Here is an 18,483-nt window from a genome sequence, read left to right as displayed (position 1 = left end):
CCCCGGCCGCCCGTCAGTCGCCCTTCACCTGGACCCACTTCGCCTCGGAGGGGATGCCGGCGTCGTCGGTGACGAAGAGCATGTACCAGCCGGGCGGGACGAGGGTGCGGTCGTCGGGGGCGTCGACGGTGACGGTCAGCCCGTCCTTGCCCTTGGTCAGCTCCAGCGCCACCGACCGCTGTTCGACGTCGGTGGTGTGGGTGACGGCGCTGGGCCGCATCAGCCGGGCCTTGGCGATCCGGCCGGCGTCCTTGGTCTTGAAGGTGGCGCGGCCGTTCCGGTCGAGCTCCCGGGGGCCCTCGCCGAGCGCCGGGCGGTCGCCGCCGGCCTTGTGCAGGTAGGGCGGGGTGAAGACCTCGATGCGCTGCTCGAAGGTGCCGAGCTTGGTGTTGTCCTTGTCGCTGAAGAGCGGGTCGGAGCCGAAGGTGGCGACCCGCCCGTCGGGCAGCAGCAGCGCCTCCGAGTGGTAGTTGCGGCCGACGGTGGGGTCGGCGGCGGCGGCGAAGGCGTTGGCGGCGGGGTCGTAGAACTGGGCCTTGAGGATGTCGCTGCCGCCGCGGCCCCGGTAGTCGCGGGAGCCTCCGGTGGTGAAGACGGTGTCGTCGGGGAGCAGGACGCTGTTGAGGTAGCGGGTGCCCTGCGGGAGCGCCGGGCCGTCCTTGAAGGTGGGGCTCTCCGTCGTCAGGTCCACGATGGAGGTGCGGGCGGTGGACTTGGGCGACTCGCCGACGCCGCCGCCGCCGAGGACCATGACCTTCTGGGCCTGCGCGGGCGGCAGGATCAGGGAGGCGGAGGTCTCCAGCTGGTCCGGGTCGGTGAGGCCGGCCAGGGGGGTGAACCGGTTGGTCTTCAGGTCCCACAGGCCCGGGGCGCGGCCCTTCTCGGCGGGGCCGTAGCCGGCGTTGGAGCCGGTGTAGAGGAGCTTGCCGCCCTTGGTGAGGAAGAGCGAGGGGTAGGTGGGGAAGTAGCGGAAGGGGCCCTTGGACCACTTCTTGGTCTTGGGGTCGTAGATCTCGTTGTCGCCGGGGACGACGTCGCCGACGTCGTTGAGCCCGGAGACGGCGAGGACCTTGCCGTCCTGGAGGCCGACCAGGGTCGGGTACCAGCGGGCGTCCTTCATCGGCGCCACGGGGACGTACTTCTCCGCCTTGGGGTCGAACTCGTAGGCGGCCTTGATGCCCTGGAAGTCCTGCTTCTCGGTGGTGAGCTTCTGGGCGAGGCCGTAGACGTTGTCGGCGTCCTTGCCCTTGAGGCCCACGACCTCGTACTGGGCCGCCTGGGTGGTGAGGCCGCGCGGCCCCTCCTCGACGGCCTCCACGAAGACGCGGGCCTCGGCGGCGGTCACCTTGGTCCTCCACGGCTTCATCTGGCCGCTCTTGAAGTACGAGATCTCGAACTCGCGCTTCGCCTTGGGGACGGTGACGTCGGTGGTGGTGACGTACTCGACGCCGGACGGGGAGCGGAAGCGGGTGCCCTTCTTCAGCGTGACCGCCTTGTCGGGGCTCTCGTTCTTCACCCGCATCCCGCCGCCGGCCTTCGTCACGCCGCCGTCCAGGACCTCGTAGCGGGCGGTGCCGCCGGCCACCAGCAGCCGCCCGTCGGGCAGCTGGCTGTGGCCGGCGCAGAAGAAGTCCTCGGGGGTGGGGACCTTCTTGAAGGTGTTCTTCACCGGGTCCCACAGCACGGTGTCGAAGGTCCCGGCGTCGAAGTTCTTCTGGTTGTTGCCGGAGCCGGCGATCAGCAGCACCTTGCCGGTGTGCAGCAGGGCGGCGTGGATCGCGTTGATCCGGGCGCCGTCGGGGACGGAGACGCCGCCCCAGGAGCCGTACTTCTTCTTGTAGCCGGGCTGGGCGATCTTGTAGGCGTGGTACTTCTCCGCGGCGAAGGAGACGGCGGCGGGCGCGTTGAGCGCCGCCAGGACGACGACGGCGCCGCTGCCGAGCAGGGTCTTCTTGAACTTCTTGGACGGCCGGTAGGCCATGGATCAGTTCCCTCCGGTCGTCGTGGGCGCGGGGGTCGCGGGCGGGTGCGGGGGCAGCGGCGGGAACTGCGGCCGCGGCGGTACGGGGCGCAGCTCGATCGCCGAGCGGGCGATGGTGAGGCGGCGGTTGCCGGTGCGGGCGCGGGCCTTGGCGCGGACCGCGCGCCGGCGCCGGTCGCGCAGCAGGGTGAAGGCCCAGACGGTGACCGGGGCGAGCGCGATGACGAGGGCGAGGACCGCCCAGGTGCGCATGGCCGCGTGGGTGTGGTCGTAGCGGACCGAGGCCACCAGCGAGGCGATCAGGACGGCCGCCCAGAAGAGGTGGATGCGGAAGGTGAGGACGCGGTCGGGGCTGGCGGCGCCGCCCTTGGGGGTGACGACGAACCGGCCGCGGGTGCGCAGCAGCGCGGAGCCGAGGGACCGCAGGTAGACGGGGGCGGAGAGCGCGGACATCACCATGCCGGCGAGGCCGCCGGAGCCCTCGGGTTCGTGCGGGGAGACGTTGTGGCGGCGGTTCCACAGGTAGAGGCCGATCTGGAGGGCGACGGCGTCGCTGTAGATCATGAGCCAGACCTGGGAGGAGACCTGGGTGCCGGAGGCGCCGAGCCACAGGTAGAGGACGCAGCTGAGGATGCCGAGCAGCCAGTTGACGGCGGTCATCGGGTAGTAGACGAGCATCAGCGTGTAGTTGAGGAGGCGGCCGGGCGGCATGCTGAACGGCGCCTTCCAGTACTGCTTGAGGATCGTCTCGTACGTGCCCCGGGACCAGCGGAGCTGCTGGGTGAAGAAGTCCGTCCAGGACTCGGGGCCCTCGCCGACGGCGAGGACGTCGGGGGTGTAGACGGAGCGCCAGCGGCGGCCGGTGGCCGGGTTCCTGCGGCGGTGGAGCTCGAAGCCGGTGGCCATGTCCTCGGTGATGGAGTCGTACAGGCCGCCGATCTGCTTCAGGGCGGCGATCCGGACGACGTTGTTGGTGCCGACGAACATGGGGGCGCGGTAGCGGTTCCCGGCGCGCTGGATGAGCGCGTGGAAGAGGAACTGCTGGGACTCGGCGGCCTTGGTGACGGCGCCGGTGTAGTTGCCGTAGACCTGCGGTCCGACGACGAAGGCGGTGTCGGGGTCGCGGAAGTAGCCGAGCATCCGCTCCAGGAAGTTCGGGAGCGGGACGTGGTCGGTGTCGACGGAGGCGAAGAAGTCGTAGGCGTCGCCGTGCCGGGCGAGCCAGGCGTTGTAGTTGCCGTGCTTGGTCTTCGCCTTGTGCGGGCCCTTGGGGCGGTTCCACTCGGGCACGCCGGCGCGGGTGAAGTGGCGGACGCCGAGTTCGGCGCAGAGGGCCTTGGCCTCGTCGGAGTCGCCCTCGTCGAGGAGCCAGACGTGCAGGGTGCCGTCGTGCCGCAGGCGGACGGCGGCCTCCAGGGTGCCGCGCACCATGGCGAGGGGTTCCTTGCCGGGCACGTACGTGGTGAGGAAGGCGACCCGGGTGCCCTTCTCGGGGTACACGGGGACGGGGTCGCGGGCGACCATCGTGGCGTGGGCGATCGAGGTGACGTTCACCAGCATGAAGAGGCAGATGAGCCCGATCGACACGAGCATCACGGTGTCGTACGGCACCCGCCAGCTGTCGTCGCCCTCGCGGACGGTCCAGTGGCTGGGCCAGACCAGGTAGGCGAGCAGCACCGCGGAGAGCAGCGGCGCGAGGGCCATGAGGAGGACGGCTCGTATTCGGTGCGGCTCCTTCGAGAGCAGACTCGTGTACCGCACCTGGTACTCCGCCGTGTCCGGTTCCGTGAGGGGACCGGCGAGTCGGCTGTAGGTGTCGTAGTCGTAGCCTCCCGGCCGCACGGTGCCTCCAGCTGTCGTCGATCGGGTCGATATCCCCACGAAAAGGGACATCATCCGGCGTGTCGACTGGAGTACTCCGAGTGAGGGCGTTCTAGCGCTCGCGTCCACCCGATCGACGCAGCGTGTACGCGACCGCCTTCCGCGCCACCGGGTTCAGCTCGTCCATCGCGGCGAGCAGGGCGCCGAGCTGTTCCAGCGCGGTGAGGGCGGCGTCGGCGCCGGCGGGGTCGACGCCCTCGTAGAGGGCGAGCCCGACGAAGGAGGCGGCGACGGCCCGGGCGAGTCCGGCGGGGTCGGCGAAGCCGTCCAGCGGGGTGCCGGCGAGCACCCGGCGGAGCACCCGCTCGATCTCGTCGGCCCACAGGTCGAGCCCGGCGGCGGTGGCGGGTGCGAGCCGGGGGTGGCTCTGGGCGCCGGCGAGCAGCTGGGCGAGGACGGCGACGTGCCCGGCGGCCCGTTCCTCGTCGTGCATGGCCCGCCCGAAGGCCAGCAGCTCGGTGAGGCTGGTGACGGCCCGCAGCCGGTCGCGGTGGCGGGCCACCCGCTGCTCGGCGCCGCGCCGGCACGCCTCGGCGAGCAGTTCGTCGACGGAGCCGAAGTGGTAGAAGACCAGGGCCTGGTTGACGCCCGCGGCGGCGGCGACGGCCCGGGCGGAGGTGCCGGTGATGCCGTGCTCGACGAGCACCCGCAGCGCCCCGTCGAGCAGCTTCTCGCGGGTCTCCCGCCCCTTGGCGTCCTGCGCCATCCCGCCCCTCCTCGCGTCCGCGGCGCACCGCCGGCCCCGGTGGCGCTCCCCCGCGGAGACACCGGTGCCGGCGGTGGCCGGGCGACGGGGTCCGCCGTGGCGCCCCCGCCCGATGCCCCGTCTTGAGCGACTGCTCAAGGAGCACGCTAGCCGATGTTGAGCACTCGCTCAACACTCCTCCGGCGCGCGGGGGAAGGCAGCAGCCCCCGGCCGGAGGGCCGGGGGCTGCTGGCGGTGCGGGCGGGGCCGGGCAGGGCGGGCTCAGGCGCCGAGGTGGCGCTCCACCGTCTCGACCTTGGCGGTCAGCCCGTCGGTGACGCCGGGCCGGATGTCCGCCTTGAGGACGACGGAGACGCGCGGGGCGCGCGCCTCGACGGCGGCCACGGCCCGCTTCACGACGTCCATGACCTCGTCCCACTCGCCCTCGACGCTGGTGAACATCGCGTCGGTGCGGTTCGGCAGGCCGGACTCGCGGACCACCCGGACGGCGTCGGCGACGTACTCGCCGACCTCCTCGCCCACGCCGAGCGGGGTGACGGAGAAGGCGACGATCACGCGGTCACCTTGCCCTCGGCGGCCTCGGCGCGGGCGCGGGACGCCATGACGGCGGCGTCGGCCTCGCGCTTCAGCTTGCGGTCGGCGAAGAAGCCGCCGAAGGGCACGACGGAGAGCAGGAAGTAGACGGCCGCGGCGCCGAAGCTCCACTTGGTGCGGTTCCAGGCGTCCAGCCAGAAGAGCACGTACAGCACGAAGAGCACGCCGTGGACGGCGCCCATGACCGGCACCGCGTTGAAGTCCGTGGTCCGCTTGAGCACCGAGCAGACCAGCAGGAGCAGGAACGAGACGGCCTCGGGCGTGGAGACGAGCCGGAGACGGTGGAGGGAGGAAGCGGTCTTGATGTCCACGGGGTCCTCTTCGGGAAGGGGCGGGCGATCTTGTGAATCGGCGCACAAGCGTCGGTCCATTGTGCACGGCGACTTTGCAGTCCCTTTAACCGGGTCCCCGCTACCTTCGGGCCGTGGCTACGTTCCGACTCCAAGGCAGCAAGGTGCTCGCCGTGACGATGACCGGCGACGCCGTCAAGGCGAAGAACGGCTCGATGGTCGCCTACGACGGGCAGATGGCGTTCAAGAAGATGAGCGGTGGCGGTGAGGGCCTGCGCGGCATGGTCACCCGTCGGCTGACCGGCGAACAGATGGAGGTGATGGAGGTCAGGGGCCAGGGGACCTGCTGGTTCGCCGACCGGGCCTCCGAGATCAACCTCGTCCAGCTGCACGGCGACAAGCTGTGGGTCGAGGCGAGCAACCTGCTCTGCGCGGACGCGGGGCTGCGCACCGGCACCACCTTCACCGGCATGCGCGGCGGGGCGACCGGCAACGGCCTCTTCACCACCACGGTGGAGGGCACCGGCCAGGCCGCAATCATGTCCGACGGCCCGGCGACGGTGCTGCGGGTGACCCCGCAGTACCCGCTGTCGGTCGACCCGGGCGCGTACGTCGCCCACCAGGGCAACCTCCAGCAGCACTTCCAGTCGGGCGTGACCTTCCGCACCCTGATCGGCGAGGGCGGCGGCGAGGCGTTCCAGATCCGCTTCGAGGGCGACGGACTGGTCTACGTGCAGCCCAGCGAGCGCAACACGATCGGAGGGGACGTCTAGTGCCGTTCCGTGAGGTCAACTCCAAGATGATCGAGGCGACCGTCGTCCCCGGGCAGCGCCTCTTCAGCCAGCGCGGCGCCATGCTCGCGTACCGCGGGGACGTCACGTTCACGCCGAACATCGCGGGCGGGCAGGGCGGCGTGATGTCGATGATCGGCCGCCGGGTGGCCGGCGAGGCGACGCCGCTGATGACGGTGGAGGGCAACGGCCTGGTGATGTTCGGGCACGGCGGCCACCACATCCAGGTGATCACGCTCTCCGGCGACACCCTGTACGTGGAGGCGGACCGGCTGCTCGCCTTCGACGGCACCCTGGAGCAGGGCACCATGTTCATGGGCTCGCAGGGCGGGGTGATGGGCCTGGTCCGCGGCCAGGTGACCGGCCAGGGCCTGTTCACCACGACCCTCAAGGGGCACGGCTCGGTGGCGGTCATGGCGCACGGCGGGGTCATCGAGCTGCCGATCGCGCCCGGCCGCCCGGTGCACGTCGACCCGCAGGCGTACGTGGCCCACCACGGCGACGTGCGGAACAAGCTCTCGACGGCCCTGGGCTGGCGGGACATGGTGGGCCGCGGCTCGGGCGAGGCGTTCCAGCTGGAGCTGAGCGGCAGCGGCGCGGTGTACGTCCAGGCGTCGGAGGAGAAGCTGTGAGCACCCCTGTCATCCACGATCCGCACACCCTGCCGTCGGACGACAACGTCAACGCGTACACGTTCTGCGTCGAGCTCAAGGGCAGCCCCTGGTTCCTCCAGAAGGGCAAGATGATCGCCTACTACGGGCGGATCGAGTTCAACGGGATCGGGCACGGCCGGCTCGACCGGCTGGTGCGGACCGCCTTCCACTCGCCGCTGCACGCGAGCGACTGGGTGGTGGCCGAGGGCACCGGGAAGATGCTGCTCGCGGACCGGGCCTTCGACGTGAACTCGTACGACCTGGACGAGGGCAACCTGACGATCCGGTCCGGGAACCTGCTGGCCTACCAGCCGACGCTGGCGCTGAAGCAGTCGATCGTGCCGGGGTTCGTGACGCTGATCGGCACCGGGAAGTTCGTGGCCGCGTCGAACGGGCCGGTGGTCTTCATGGAGCCGCCGCTGCGCGTGGACCCGCAGGCGCTGGTCGGCTGGGCGGACTGCCCCTCCCCCTGCCATCATTACGACCACGCCTATCTGACGGGCGTGATGGGCGGCGTACGGGCCCTGACCGGCATCGGCGGCTCCTCCGGCGAGGAGCACCAGTTCGAGTTCGTCGGCGCGGGCACGGTGCTGCTCCAGTCGACGGAGCTGCTGATGGCGGAGCGCGCGACCGGCGGGCCGCCGGCCCAGGCCGGGGTGCCGGGCGGGCACGGGGCGCACGGTTCCGGCCAGGCGGCGCAGGGTGCGGTACCGCGCCTTCCCGGCCAGCTCGGGGACCTGCAGCGGCGCTTCGGGCTGTGAGCGGTAGTCTGCGGAGCGTGACGCATCGAACGGCCGCGCGGGGTGCGCGGACGGAACGGCGGGTGCCGAGCGTCACCCCGCAGATTTCGTCAAGTATTCAACTTCTTAGGTAGAATCCACTCTATGGACACCGAGACGGCCACTCCCTGGCTCACCGACGCCGAGCAGTGCGCGTGGCGCACCTTCCTCGACGTCCAGAGAATGCTGACGCACCAGCTGGAGCGGGACCTCCAGCCCTTCGGCCTGACCATGAACGACTACGAGATCCTCGTCAACCTCTCGGAGTCCGCCGACCGCCGGCTCCGGATGAGCGACCTGGCGGCGGCCACCCTCCAGTCCAAGAGCCGCCTCTCCCACCAGATCACCCGGATGGAGAACGCCGGCCTGGTCGAGCGGGTGAACTGCGAGTCCGACCGGCGCGGCCTCTACGCGGTCCTCACCGACCACGGCATGGAGACCATGCGCAAGGTCGCCCCGCACCACGTGGAGTCGGTCCGCGACCACTTCATCGACCGGCTCACCCCGGAGGCGCTCGGCGACCTCCACGAGTCGCTGAAGCCGGTCGCCGAGCGGCTGCGCGGCAAGCGCGGCAAGCCGTGACCTGACAGATGTGCGGAAGAAGGGCCTCCCCGGCGCGGGGAGGCCCTTCTCTCGTCGTTCGGGCGCTCAGCTGCCCGTCAGGCTCGCCAGGAGCTCGTCGGAGGCCGCGTACGGGTCGAGCGCCCCGGTCGCGATCCGCTCGGCCAGCGCGTCCAGCCGCCGGTCCCCGTGCAGGTCGCCGATCCGCTCCCGCAGCGCCGTGATGGTGATGGTCTCCACCTCGCGGGCCGCGCGCGCCTTCCGGCGCTCCGCGAGCACCCCGTGCTCCTCCATCCAGGCCCGGTGCTTCTCCAGCGCCTCCACGAGCTCGTCCACGCCCTCGGCGCGCGCCGCGACCGTCCTCACGATCGGCGGGCGCCAGTCGCCCGGGCCGCGGGCCTCGCCGAGGCCCAGCATGTGGTTGAGCTCGCGGGCGGTGGCGTCGGCGCCGTCCCGGTCCGCCTTGTTGACCACGTACACGTCGCCGATCTCCAGGATGCCCGCCTTCGCGGCCTGGATCCCGTCGCCCATGCCCGGGGCGAGCAGCACCACCGACGTGTCGGCCTGCCCGGCGATCTCCACCTCGGACTGGCCGACGCCGACGGTCTCCACCAGGATCACCTCGCAGCCGGCCGCGTCCAGCACCCGGATGGCCTGCGGGGCGGCCCAGGCCAGACCGCCCAGGTGCCCGCGGGTGGCCATCGAGCGGATGTAGACGCCGGGGTCGGAGGCGTGCTCCGACATGCGCACCCGGTCGCCGAGCAGCGCGCCGCCGCTGAACGGCGAGGACGGGTCGACGGCGAGCACGCCGACCCGCTTCCCCGCCTTGCGGTACGCGGTCACCAGCGCCGACGTCGACGTCGACTTGCCGACGCCGGGCGAGCCGGTCAGGCCCACCACGTAGGCGTTGCCGGTGAGCGGGGCCAGCGCCGCCATCACCTCGCGCAGCTGCGGGGACGCCCCCTCCACGAGCGAGATCAGCCGGGCCACGGCCCGTGGCCGGCCCTCCCGTGCCTGGGCGACGAGAGCGGGGACGTCCACCATGCTGCGTTCTCCTGTCAGAGGTGCTTACTTGCCGGTGACCTTGATGATCAGGGCGTCGCCCTGACCGCCGCCGCCGCACAGCGCCGCCGCGCCGACGCCGCCGCCGCGCCGCTTGAGCTCCAGGGCGAGGTGGAGCACCACGCGGGCGCCGGACATGCCGATCGGGTGGCCGAGCGCGATGGCGCCGCCGTTGACGTTCACCTTTTCCGGGGACACGCCGAGGTCCTTCATGGACTGCACGGCGACCGCGGCGAAGGCCTCGTTGATCTCGATCAGGTCGAGGTCGTCGACGGTCAGGCCCTCCTTCTTCAGGGCGTGGTTGATCGCGTTGGACGGCTGCGACTGGAGCGAGTTGTCCGGGCCGGCCACGTTGCCGTGGGCGCCGATCTCGGCGATCCACTCCAGGCCCAGCTCCTCCGCCTTGGCCTTGCTCATCACGACCACGGCGGCGGCGCCGTCGGAGATCTGCGAGGACGAGCCGGCGGTGATCGTGCCGTCCTTGGCGAAGGCCGGGCGGAGCTTGCCGAGGGACTCGACGGTGGTCTCGGCGCGGACGCCCTCGTCGGTGGCGAAGACGACCGGGTCGCCCTTGCGCTGCGGGATCTCGACCGGGGTGATCTCGGCCTCGAAGACGCCGTTCTTCTGGGCGGCGGCGGCGCGCTGGTGCGAGAGGGCGGCGATCTCGTCCTGGGAGGCGCGGTCGATGCCGAGGCGGGTGTTGTGCTTCTCGGTGGACTCGCCCATCGCGATGTTCTCGAAGGCGTCCGTGAGGCCGTCGTACGCCATCGCGTCGAGCATCTCGATCGCGCCGTACTTATAGCCCTCGCGGGACTTCGGCAGCAGGTGCGGGGCGTTGGTCATGGACTCCTGGCCGCCGGCCACGATGACGTCGAACTCACCGGCGCGGATCAGCTGGTCGGCCAGCGCGATGGCGTCCAGGCCGGACAGGCACACCTTGTTGATGGTGAGCGCGGGGACGTTCATCGGGATGCCGGCCTTGACGGCGGCCTGGCGGGCGGGGATCTGCCCGGCGCCCGCCTGGAGCACCTGGCCCATGATCACGTACTGCACCTGGTCGCCGCCGATGCCGGCCCGGTCGAGGGCGGCCTTGATGGCGAAGCCGCCGAGGTCGGCGCCGGAGAAGGACTTGAGCGAACCGAGCAGGCGACCCATGGGCGTGCGGGCGCCCGCGACGATCACTGAGGTGGTACCGGTCGTTCCAGACATGAGGCACGGCCCCTTGGGATGAGGAGTGAACGAGGGTTTACCGCCAATGTACTGAGCGGTGCGGCGCGAGGTCACCGGCCTGCCGGTGTGACGGCGCGCACGTTGCGTAACCACCCCGGCGGGGGTGCACTGGAGCCATGCTGACGCGTATCGACCACATCGGGATCGCCTGCTTCGACCTGGACAGGACCGTCGAGTTCTACCGTGCCACGTACGGCTTCGAGGTCTACCACTCCGAGGTCAACGAGGAGCAGGGCGTCCGCGAGGCCATGCTGAGGATCAACGGCACCGACGACGGCGGCGCCACCTACCTCCAGCTCCTGGAGCCGACCCGCGAGGACTCCGCGGTCGGCAAGTGGCTGGCGAAGAACGGCGAGGGCGTCCACCACATCGCCTTCGGCACGGCGGACGTGGACGGCGACGCCGACGCCATCCGCTCCAAGGGCGTCCGGGTGCTGTACGACGAGCCGCGGATCGGCTCGATGGGCTCCCGGATCACCTTCCTGCACCCCAAGGACTGCCACGGCGTCCTGACCGAACTCGTCACCTCGGCACCGGCTTCCGCTGACCACTCCTCAGCGGAGCACTGACCTCCGTATTCCGGGCCCGGTAGAGTGGGCGGCTCCGGGCCGGGGCCGGTCGGGGCCGCTTCGCGCGGCGCCGTAGTCGGGATGTCGGGGTCGTCCGATCTGCCACGATTCCCCGGGGGGCCGTTCTTCCAGTGAACGGTGCTCGTCGGAAAGTTGCGACCGGGTTGGGGTCTCCCCTGCTCGCAGAGCTCGGGGAAGGATGGACCGCGCAGTGCGGGGCTACGAACGCCAGGAGAGCCACCGAGCTGAAGACGACCATCTCTCGCGGTTCGAAGCCGAGATGGACCGGCTGAAGAAGGAGCGAGAGAAGGCCGTCCAGCACGCCGAGGACCTGGGCTACCAGGTCGAGGTCTTGCGTGCCAAGCTCCACGAGGCGCGGCGCACCATCGCGTCCCGGCCCGCCTACGACAGCGCCGACATCGGCTACCAGGCCGAGCAGTTGCTGCGGAACGCGCAGGCCCAGGCCGAACAGCTCCGCCAGGACGCCGAGCGCGAGCTGCGCGAGGCCCGGGCGCAGACCCAGCGGATCCTCCAGGAGCACGCCGAGCACCAGGCCCGGCTCCAGGCCGAGCTGCACAACGAGGCCGTCCAGCGCCGCCAGCAGCTCGACCAGGAGCTGAACGAGCGCCGCCAGACCGTCGAGGCGCACGTCAACGAGAACGTGGCCTGGGCCGAACAGCTCCGCGCCCGCACCGAGTCCCAGGCCCGCCGGCTGATGGAGGAGGCCCGCGCCGAGGCCGAGCAGTCGCTCGCCGCCGCCCGCGCCGAGGCCGCCCGGCTCACCGAGGAGACCGGCCGCCGCGTCGGCGCCGAGGCGGAGGCCGCCCGCGCCGAGGCCGAAGCGATTCTGCTGCGCGCCCGCAAGGACGCCGAGCGGCTGATGACGACCGCCTCCACGCAGGCCCAGGAGGCCACCGGCCACGCCGAGCAGCTGCGTACCGCCGCCGTCGCCGAGACCGACCAGGCCCGCCGCCAGGCCACCGAACTGTCCCGCGCCGCCGAGCAGCGGATGCAGGAGGCCGACGAGCGGCTGCGGCAGGCCCGCGCCGAGGCCGACAAGACGCTCGCCGAGGCCAAGGACGCCGCCGCGAAGGCCCTCGCCTCCGCCGACTCCGTCAACGAGCAGCGCACCCGTACGGCCAAGTCCGAGATCGCCCGGCTGGTCGGCGAGGCCACCGAGAAGGCCGAGCAGCTGAAGGCCGAGGCCGAGGAGAAGCTGCGCGAGGCGACCGCGCACGCCGAGAAGGTCCTCGCCGAGGCCACCGAGAAGGCCCGCGCCACCGCGGCCGAGGACTCGGCGGCGGCGCTGGCCAAGGCCGCCCGCAGCGCCGAGGAGATCCTGACCAAGGCGTCCGAGGACGCCGCCGAGACCACCCGCAAGGCGTCCGAGGAGGCCGAGCGGATCCGCCGCGAGGCCGAGACCGAGGCCGACCGGCTGCGCTCGCGCGCCGAGGAGCAGGCCGACGAACTGCTCGGCTCCGCGAAGGACGACACCAAGGAGTACCGGGCCAAGACCGTCGAGCTCCAGGAGGAGGCCCGGCGGCTGCGCGGCGAGGCCGAGCAGCTGCGCGCCGAGGCCATCGCCGAGGGCGAGCGGATCCGCGGCGAGGCCCGCCGCGAGGCCGTCCAGCAGATCGAGGAGGCGGCGAAGACCGCCGAGGAGCTGCTGTCCAAGGCCCGGGGCGACGCCGACGAGCTGCGCGCCAGCGCCGGCGCGGAGAGCGAGAAGGTCAAGTCGGAGGCGATGGAGCGCGCCCAGACGCTCCGGGCCCAGGCCGAGGAGACCCTGGAGCGGACCCGCGCGGAGGCCGAGCGGCTGCGCGCGGAGGCCGAGGAGCACGCCGGGTCGGTACGGGAGGCGGCCGAGAAGGCCGCCGCCGAGCTGCGCGCGGACGCCGAGCGCGCCGCCGAGGCGCGGCGGGCCGAGGCCGCCGAGGAGCTGGCCCGGCTGCACGCCGACGCCGAGGCGAAGGTGGCGGCGGCCGGCCGGGAGCTGACCGACGCCCGCGCGGAGGGCGAGCGGATCCGGCGCGAGGCCGCCGAGGAGACCGAGCGGCTGCGGACCGAGGGCGCCGAGCGGATCAGGGCGCTGCGCGAGCAGGCCGAGCAGGAGGCCGAGCGGCTGCGGGCCGAGGCCGCCGCGGACGCGTCGGCGTCCCGCGCGGAGGCCGAGGCGACCGCGCAGCGGCTCACCTCCGAGGCGGAGACCGAGGCCGAGCGGCTGCGGTCGGAGGCCCAGGAGACCGCCGACCGGGTCCGCGCCGAGGCCGCCGCCGCGGCCGAGCGGGTCGCCGCCGAGGCGGCCGAGGCGCTGTCGGCCGCGCAGGAGGAGGCCGTCCGGCGCCGCCGGGAGGCCGAGGAGACGCTGGAGTCGGCCCGGTCCGAGGCCGGCCGGGAGCGGGAGCTCGCCCGCGAGCAGTCCGAGGAGCTGCTGGCCGCCGCCCGGAAGCGGGTGGAGGAGGCGCAGGCCGAGGCGCAGCGGCTGGTCGAGGAGGCGGACGCGCGGGCGACCGAGATGGTCGGCGCCGCCGAACAGACCGCGCAGGAGGTCCGGGACTCGGTCGCCGGGCTGCGCGAGCAGGCCGAGGAGGAGATCGCCGGGCTGCGCTCGGCCGCGGAGCACGCGGCGGAGCGGACCCGTACCGAGGCGCAGGAGGAGGCGGACCGGGTCCGCGCCGACGCGTACGAGGAGCGGGAGCGGGCGTCGGAGGACGCGGCCCGCACGCGCGCGCGTGCCCAGGAGGAGTCCGAGGCGGCGAAGGCGCTGGCCGAGCGGACGGTCGGGGACGCGATCGCGGAGGCGGAGAAGCTGCGCGCGGACACCGCCGAGTACGCGCAGCGGGTGCGGACGGAGGCGACGGACGCGCTGGCGTCGGCCGAGCAGGACGCGGCCCGCACCCGGGCGGACGCCCGGGAGGACGCCAACCGGATCCGTTCGGAGGCGGCCGAGAAGGCCGAGGGCGTGGTCGGCGAGGCGACCGCCGAGGCCGAGCGGATCGGCGCGGAGGCCGAGCGGGTCCTCGACGAGGCCCGGCAGGCCGCCGACAAGCGCCGCCAGGACGCCGCCGAACAGGCCGACGCGCTCGTCGGCGAGGCCACGGCCGAGGCCGAGCGGATCACCGCCGAGGCGGCGGAGCTGTGGGAGACGACCGAGCGGGACGCGGCGCGGCTGCGGACCGAGGCCGAGCAGGTCAAGACGGACGGCGAGGCGCACGCCCAGGCGCTGCGGACGGCGGCCCTGGCCGACGCCGAGCAGATCCTGGACGAGGCCCGGCAGGCCGCCGACAAGCGCCGCCAGGACGCCGCCGAACAGGCCGACGCGCTCATCGGCGAGGCGACGGCGGAGGCCGGCCGGATCACCGAGGAGGCCGGCGAGCTGGCCGACTCGGTGACCGCCGACGCCCGCGCCGAGGCCGAGCGGACCGTCGCGGAGGCGGCGGGCGAGGCCGAGCGGCTGCGCACCGAGGGCGCCGAGGAGCTGGCGGCGGCCCGTCAGGACGCCGAGCGGATCCGTACGGAGTCGGCGCGGGTCCGGGAGGACGCCGAGGCGGCGGCCGAGCAGATGCGCGCGGAGGCCCGCGAGGAGGCGGACCGCACCCTGGACGAGGCCCGCGAGGCTGGTGCCCGCAAGCGCGCGGACGCGGCCGAGCAGGCGGACCAGCTGATCGCCAAGGCCCGCGAGGAGGCGCTGCGGGCGACCGCCGAGGCGGAGGCGCAGGCGGACACGATGGTCGGCGCCGCCCGCAAGGAGGCCGAGCGGATCGTCGCCGAGGCGACCGTCGAGGGCAACGCGCTGGTGGAGAAGGCGCGGACCGACGCGGACGAACTCCTGGTCGGGGCGCGGCAGGACGCGACCGCGATAAGGGAGCGGGCGGAGGAGCTGCGGAGCCGGATCGAGGGGGAGATCGAGGAGCTGCACGAGCGGGCGCGGCGGGAGTCGGCCGAGCAGATGAAGACGGCCGGCGAGCGCGTCGACAAGCTGGTGAAGGCCGCGGAGGAGCAGCGGGCCGAGGCCGAGGAGAAGGCCAAGGAGATGGTCTCCGAGGCGAGTTCGGAGGCGAGCAAGGTCCGCATCGCGGCCGTGCGGAAGGCGGACGCGCTCCTCAAGGAGGCGGAGCAGAAGAAGAGTTCGCTGATCGCGGAGGGCGAGCGGATCAAGGCGGAGGCCGAGCGGCTGAAGGTGGAGGCGGAGGCCGAGGCGGACCGGCTGGTCGAGGAGGGCCGGCGCGAGCTGGAGACCCTGACCCGTCGCCGGACCGACATCAATGCCGAGATCTCCCGTGTCCAGGACGTGCTGGAGGCGTTGGAGTCTTTCGAGACGCCGTCGGCGGGGACGAAGGACGGGCTCAAGGCGGGCGCTTCCTCGGGTTCCACTCGTTCGGGTGGCAAGTCCCAGGACGGCTAGCCACTCAAAAGGCTGGACATTCTCCAGATCAAACGGGCATACGCTCGATGACACGCCGCTTCGGCCCCTAGGATTCCCTCTAACACCTCACCGGTCTCATTCGACAGGAACCCCATGAGCGACACTTCCTCCCCCTTCGGCTTCGAGCTCGTGCGGCGTGGTTACGACCGCGGTCAGGTGGACGACCGCATTACCAAGCTCGTCGCCGACCGTGACAGTGCTCTGGCCCGGATCACCTCCCTGGAGAAGCGCATCGAGGAGCTGCACCTCGAGACGCAGAACGCGCAGGCGCAGGTGAGCGACGCGGAACCGTCGTACGCCGGGCTCGGCGCGCGCGTCGAGAAGATCCTCCGTCTCGCCGAGGAGGAGGCGAAGGACCTGCGCGAGGAGGCCCGTCGCGCCGCCGAGCAGCACCGCGAGCTGGCCGAGTCGGCCGCCCAGCAGGTGCGCAACGACGCGGAGTCGTTCGCGGCCGAGCGGAAGGCGAAGGCCGAGGACGAGGGCGTCCGGATCGTCGAGAAGGCGCAGGGCGAGGCCAACTCGCTGCGGGCCGAGGCGCAGAAGGACGCGCAGTCGAAGCGCGAGGAGGCGGACGCGCTCTTCGAGGAGACCCGCGCCAAGGCCGCCCAGGCCGCCGCGGACTTCGAGACCAACCTGGCCAAGCGCCGCGAGCAGTCCGAGCGCGACCTGGCGTCGCGTCAGGCCAAGGCGGAGAAGCGCCTGGCCGAGATCGAGCACCGTGCCGAGCAGCTGCGCCTGGAGGCCGAGAAGCTGCGCACGGACGCCGAGCGCCGGGCCCGCCAGACGGTGGAGACCGCGCAGCGCCAGGCCGAGGACATCGTGGCCGACGCCAACGCCAAGGCGGACCGGATCCGGTCGGAATCGGAGCGCGAGCTCGCCGCGCTGACGAACCGCCGCGACTCCATCAACGCGCAGCTGACCAACGTCCGCGAGATGCTGGCGACGCTGACCGGTGCCGCGGTGGCCGCCGCCGGTTCGCCGCTGGACGAGGAGCGCTCCGCCGGCGTGCCGGCCCAGCAGACCCGCTGAGGCCCCGCCCCGTCGCGTCCACGGACCCCCCGTCACTCCGGTGGCGGGGGGTTTCGCGCGCCCTTAGCTTGGTACGCATGATCGAGCTTGACGGGCTGACGAAGCGGTACGGGACGAAGACGGCGGTCGATCATCTCTCCTGCCAGGTCCGGCCGGGCATGATCACCGGCTTCCTGGGGCCCAACGGGGCGGGGAAGTCGACCACGATGCGGATGATGCTCGATCTCGACAACCCGACGAGCGGGACGGTGCGGATCGACGGCCGGCACTACCGGGAGCTGGACGAGCCGCTGAAGTACATCGGGGCGCTGCTGGACGCCAAGGCGATGCACGGGGGCCGGTCGGCGTACCACAACCTGCTGTGTCTGGCGCAGTCGAACCGGATCCCGGAGCGCCGGGTGGGCGAGGTGCTGGACCTGGTCGGGCTGACGGCGGTGGCGCGGAAGAAGTCGAAGGGTTTCTCGCTCGGCATGGGGCAGCGGCTGGGGATCGCGTCGGCGCTGCTCGGCGATCCCGAGATCCTGATGTTCGACGAACCCGTCAATGGTCTGGACCCCGAGGGAATTCACTGGATCCGCAATCTGATGAAGTCGCTGGCGGCGGAAGGAAGAACGATCTTCGTCTCCAGCCATCTGATGAGTGAAATGGCGCTGACGGCGGATCATCTGATCGTGATCGGGCAGGGAAAGCTGCTGGCCGACATGTCCATGGCTGATTTCATCCAGCGGAATTCACGGAGTTTCGTACGGCTCCGCTCGCCGCAGCAGGAACGGCTGCGGGACGTCCTGCACGCCGAGGGATTCGTGGTGGTCGAGGCCGGGAACGGGACGCTGGAGGTGGACGGCGCCACCACCGAGCGGCTGGGCGAGCTGGCGGCGGCGCACCAGCTGACGCTGCATGAGCTGAGCGCCCAGCGGGCCTCGCTGGAGGAGGCGTTCATGCAGATGACGGCGGGCGCGGTGGAGTACCACGCGCACGGCACCGACACCCGCGGCGGCGACGGGCCGGCGGCGCCCGGCCCCGCGTGGGGCGCGACGTCCGGCTGGGGCCCGGCCCGCGGCTCCGGCTCCGGCTCCGGCTCGACAACCGAAGGGGTCTGATCCATGGCAGCGGTACCCGCGGTCCTCCAGTCCGAGTGGACCAAGATCCGGACGGTCTCGTCGACGGTCTGGACGCTGGCGAGCGCGCTGCTCGTCACGGTGGCGATGGGCGCGGCGCTCTCGGCGGTCCTGAACTCCACCTTCGACGACCTCTCCGAGCTGGAGCGGGCCACCTTCGACCCGACGTTCGTCAGCTTCTCCGGGATGGTCCTCGGGCAGCTGGCCATGGTGGTCTTCGGCGTCCTCGTGGTGGGGACCGAGTACTCCTCGGGCATGATCCGCACCTCGCTCGCCGCCGTGCCGCAGCGGGCCACCTTCCTCTTCTCCAAGGTCGCGGTGGCCGGGGTGCTCGCCCTGCTGGTCGGTCTGGTGACCAGCTTCCTGTCGTTCTTCCTCGGCCAGGCGCTGCTCGGCGAGCACCGCACGACGATCGGTGCCGACAACGTGCTGCGGGCGGTGGTCGGCGGCGGGATCTACATGGGGCTGATCGCGGTCTTCTCGATGGGCGTGGCGGCGATGCTGCGCTCCACGGTGCTGTCGCTCGGCGTCCTGGTGCCGTTCTTCTTCCTGATCTCGCAGATCCTGTCGGCGGTGCCGAAGGCGAAGGAGGTCGCGAAGTACTTCCCCGACCAGGCCGGCTCCAAGATCATGCAGGTGGTGCCGGACGCGCTGGGCTCGGACAGGGCGCCGTACGGGCCGTGGGGCGGGCTCGGGATCATGCTGCTGTGGGTGGCGGCCTCGCTGCTCGGCGGCTACCTGGTGCTGAAGCGGCGGGACGCCTGACGGCGACTGCCCCGCCCCTGGGGTGCGTCCCGGATTTCCCCCTGAGGT

Annotated in this window: 16 protein-coding genes; 9 read left to right on the top strand and 7 right to left on the bottom strand. The window is 72.4% G+C overall.

The window, feature by feature from the left end:
- Positions 1–13 precede the first annotated feature (13 nt).
- The 5 genes from ACFVQZ_RS20540 to ACFVQZ_RS20520 form a co-directional block, all read right to left on the bottom strand.
- The gene (locus ACFVQZ_RS20540) at positions 14–1,981 is read right to left on the bottom strand and encodes a galactose oxidase-like domain-containing protein (RefSeq protein WP_383624555.1); all 1,968 of its coding nucleotides are present in this window, start codon (positions 1,979–1,981) and stop codon (positions 14–16) included.
- Between the two features lie 3 nt (positions 1,982–1,984).
- On the bottom strand, positions 1,985–3,823 hold the full coding sequence (locus tag ACFVQZ_RS20535; RefSeq protein ID WP_030492573.1) for a cellulose synthase catalytic subunit: 1,839 nt from the start codon (positions 3,821–3,823) through the stop codon (positions 1,985–1,987).
- 91 nt (positions 3,824–3,914) lie between these two features.
- Complete coding sequence (locus ACFVQZ_RS20530) at positions 3,915–4,568, bottom strand: TetR/AcrR family transcriptional regulator (RefSeq protein ID WP_383624551.1); 654 nt, start codon at positions 4,566–4,568, stop codon at positions 3,915–3,917.
- 261 nt (positions 4,569–4,829) lie between these two features.
- Positions 4,830–5,123, bottom strand: a complete 294-nt coding sequence (locus ACFVQZ_RS20525) for an MTH1187 family thiamine-binding protein (protein WP_365330896.1) — start codon at positions 5,121–5,123, stop codon at positions 4,830–4,832.
- Positions 5,120–5,473: a DUF3817 domain-containing protein gene (locus ACFVQZ_RS20520; protein WP_030492576.1), complete on the bottom strand. Its 354-nt coding sequence runs from the start codon at positions 5,471–5,473 to the stop codon at positions 5,120–5,122. Before ACFVQZ_RS20520 ends, ACFVQZ_RS20525 begins: the two co-directional genes overlap by 4 nt.
- Positions 5,474–5,586: 113 nt before the next feature.
- On the opposite strand from ACFVQZ_RS20520, the gene ACFVQZ_RS20515 reads away from it, so the two are divergent.
- The 4 genes from ACFVQZ_RS20515 (at position 5,587) to ACFVQZ_RS20500 (ending at position 8,257) form a co-directional block, all read left to right on the top strand.
- Positions 5,587–6,225, top strand: a complete 639-nt coding sequence (locus tag ACFVQZ_RS20515) for an AIM24 family protein (protein WP_383624546.1) — start codon at positions 5,587–5,589, stop codon at positions 6,223–6,225.
- Positions 6,225–6,875, top strand: coding sequence for an AIM24 family protein (locus tag ACFVQZ_RS20510; RefSeq protein WP_030492578.1), 651 nt, complete (start codon positions 6,225–6,227; stop codon positions 6,873–6,875). Before ACFVQZ_RS20515 ends, ACFVQZ_RS20510 begins: the two co-directional genes overlap by 1 nt.
- Positions 6,872–7,657, top strand: coding sequence for an AIM24 family protein (locus ACFVQZ_RS20505; RefSeq protein WP_030492579.1), 786 nt, complete (start codon positions 6,872–6,874; stop codon positions 7,655–7,657). Before ACFVQZ_RS20510 ends, ACFVQZ_RS20505 begins: the two co-directional genes overlap by 4 nt.
- 123 nt (positions 7,658–7,780) lie before the next feature.
- On the top strand, positions 7,781–8,257 hold the full coding sequence (locus ACFVQZ_RS20500; protein WP_030492580.1) for a MarR family transcriptional regulator: 477 nt from the start codon (positions 7,781–7,783) through the stop codon (positions 8,255–8,257).
- Positions 8,258–8,323: 66 nt separating this feature from the next.
- Here the strand turns inward: ACFVQZ_RS20500 and meaB are convergent, their stop codons facing one another.
- Positions 8,324–9,280, bottom strand: coding sequence for a methylmalonyl Co-A mutase-associated GTPase MeaB (gene meaB / locus ACFVQZ_RS20495; protein ID WP_383624541.1), 957 nt, complete (start codon positions 9,278–9,280; stop codon positions 8,324–8,326).
- A 24-nt stretch (positions 9,281–9,304) separates the two neighbouring features.
- Positions 9,305–10,507, bottom strand: coding sequence for an acetyl-CoA C-acetyltransferase (locus ACFVQZ_RS20490; RefSeq protein ID WP_081958872.1), 1,203 nt, complete (start codon positions 10,505–10,507; stop codon positions 9,305–9,307).
- 137 nt (positions 10,508–10,644) lie between these two features.
- Here ACFVQZ_RS20490 and mce point away from each other — a divergent pair, with 137 nt between their 5' ends.
- From mce to ACFVQZ_RS20465, 5 genes are all read left to right on the top strand, one after another.
- A complete protein-coding gene (gene mce, locus ACFVQZ_RS20485) occupies positions 10,645–11,097 on the top strand; it encodes a methylmalonyl-CoA epimerase (RefSeq protein WP_383624536.1) in 453 nt (150 codons plus the stop codon).
- 199 nt (positions 11,098–11,296) lie between these two features.
- Complete coding sequence (gene scy, locus ACFVQZ_RS20480) at positions 11,297–15,502, top strand: polarized growth protein Scy (protein ID WP_383624533.1); 4,206 nt, start codon at positions 11,297–11,299, stop codon at positions 15,500–15,502.
- Between the two features lie 114 nt (positions 15,503–15,616).
- A complete protein-coding gene (locus ACFVQZ_RS20475) occupies positions 15,617–16,552 on the top strand; it encodes a cellulose-binding protein (protein WP_030492585.1) in 936 nt (311 codons plus the stop codon).
- Positions 16,553–16,629: 77 nt separating this feature from the next.
- Positions 16,630–17,652: an ABC transporter ATP-binding protein gene (locus ACFVQZ_RS20470; RefSeq protein WP_383624530.1), complete on the top strand. Its 1,023-nt coding sequence runs from the start codon at positions 16,630–16,632 to the stop codon at positions 17,650–17,652.
- A gap of 3 nt (positions 17,653–17,655) precedes the next feature.
- Complete coding sequence (locus tag ACFVQZ_RS20465) at positions 17,656–18,435, top strand: ABC transporter permease (RefSeq protein ID WP_383624527.1); 780 nt, start codon at positions 17,656–17,658, stop codon at positions 18,433–18,435.
- The last annotated feature ends 48 nt before the right edge of the window (positions 18,436–18,483 follow it).

Origin of the sequence: Streptomyces sp. NPDC057854 (genome assembly GCF_042797055.1) — a bacterium.
Taxonomy (GTDB): Bacteria; Actinomycetota; Actinomycetes; order Streptomycetales; family Streptomycetaceae; genus Streptomyces.
This window is presented reverse-complemented; position numbering and strand designations above follow the sequence as displayed.

Bases quoted from the DNA above. Each gene is read 5' to 3' on its own strand.
- ACFVQZ_RS20475 (WP_030492585.1), top strand. From the start codon at position 15,617: ATGAGCGACACTTCCTCCCCCTTCGGCTTCGAGCTCGTGCGGCGTGGT.
- ACFVQZ_RS20465 (WP_383624527.1), top strand. From the start codon at position 17,656: ATGGCAGCGGTACCCGCGGTCCTCCAGTCCGAGTGGACCAAGATCCGG.
- ACFVQZ_RS20490 (WP_081958872.1), bottom strand. From the start codon at position 10,507: ATGTCTGGAACGACCGGTACCACCTCAGTGATCGTCGCGGGCGCCCGC.
- ACFVQZ_RS20530 (WP_383624551.1), bottom strand. From the start codon at position 4,568: ATGGCGCAGGACGCCAAGGGGCGGGAGACCCGCGAGAAGCTGCTCGAC.
- meaB (WP_383624541.1), bottom strand. From the start codon at position 9,280: ATGGTGGACGTCCCCGCTCTCGTCGCCCAGGCACGGGAGGGCCGGCCA.
- scy (WP_383624533.1), top strand. From the start codon at position 11,297: ATGGACCGCGCAGTGCGGGGCTACGAACGCCAGGAGAGCCACCGAGCT.
- ACFVQZ_RS20500 (WP_030492580.1), top strand. From the start codon at position 7,781: ATGGACACCGAGACGGCCACTCCCTGGCTCACCGACGCCGAGCAGTGC.
- ACFVQZ_RS20470 (WP_383624530.1), top strand. From the start codon at position 16,630: ATGATCGAGCTTGACGGGCTGACGAAGCGGTACGGGACGAAGACGGCG.
- mce (WP_383624536.1), top strand. From the start codon at position 10,645: ATGCTGACGCGTATCGACCACATCGGGATCGCCTGCTTCGACCTGGAC.
- ACFVQZ_RS20540 (WP_383624555.1), bottom strand. From the start codon at position 1,981: ATGGCCTACCGGCCGTCCAAGAAGTTCAAGAAGACCCTGCTCGGCAGC.